This window comes from Parabacteroides sp. An277 (assembly GCF_002159645.1).
In the GTDB taxonomy this organism is placed as follows: domain Bacteria; phylum Bacteroidota; class Bacteroidia; order Bacteroidales; family Tannerellaceae; genus Parabacteroides.
The window spans coordinates 1-825 of the sequence record NZ_NFJB01000090.1; the positions used below are offsets into that span (position 1 = coordinate 1).

Annotated in this window: 1 protein-coding gene; it reads left to right on the forward strand. The window is 41.1% G+C overall.

Annotated elements, in window-relative coordinates; genetic code table 11:
- Positions 1 to 473 (forward strand): PD-(D/E)XK nuclease family transposase (locus B5F77_RS15440; RefSeq protein WP_204244993.1); only part of this gene is annotated, 473 nt, incomplete at its 5' end.
- Positions 474 to 825 lie beyond the last annotated feature (352 nt).

Genomic DNA, 825 nt, shown 5'->3' on the forward strand with positions numbered 1-825 from the left:
GGACGGACGTAGGGATAACGGATTTGGATTCCGGCGAAATCTACAACCCGAAGATGCGAGACATCTTCATCGAACTTCCGAAGTTCAACAAATCCGCCATGGAATGCGTAGACGACAGTGAGTTATGGATATACTTGATAAAAAATATGGAAGATATGGATGTAAATGCAGTATACTTTCCTTTCACGAAGGATTCGAAATTCACGAAGCTTCTTCAGGCGGGTCGGTTGGCAAATTATACGCCTGAAGAGTTGGACCAATACAGGTATGCCCTGAAAATCTACCGGGATAGCAAGAACATATACGATTTTGCCGTCGAAAAAGGCGAAAAGAAAGGTTTCGAGGAAGGTGTGGATAAAGGAATCCAAGAAGAGAAACGGCGTGTGGCTAAACAAATGAAACAACAAGGTTTACCTATCCAGACAATAGCCATCTGCTCGGGGCTTACCGAAGATGAGATTAAGTTATTATAAATATGTGGGCGCGGGGATTTGTTCTTCGCGCTTTTTTATTTAAATAGGATTTCATCCTCCAAACCTTGGGGTTTCGTCCCTGAATCCCCTACTTTCGGATAAGAACTCAAAATTTTTTCTTTAAATCTCTTGCTATTTCATTTTTCCTCCTTACCTTTGCATCGATTCCGCAGCGGAGAGCGTTCCGCCTTTGGGAATCATTGAAATATTGACAAGCATTTTACGAAGATTATTCCTCTTCTGAAATCTGGTAAATTTTAAAAGTGACGGAATAATGGACAGTAAATGCTTGCGTGTAGTACAGATTATTTGTGGGGTTTCCTATACCATATTATGTTATGGTCAGATGGAG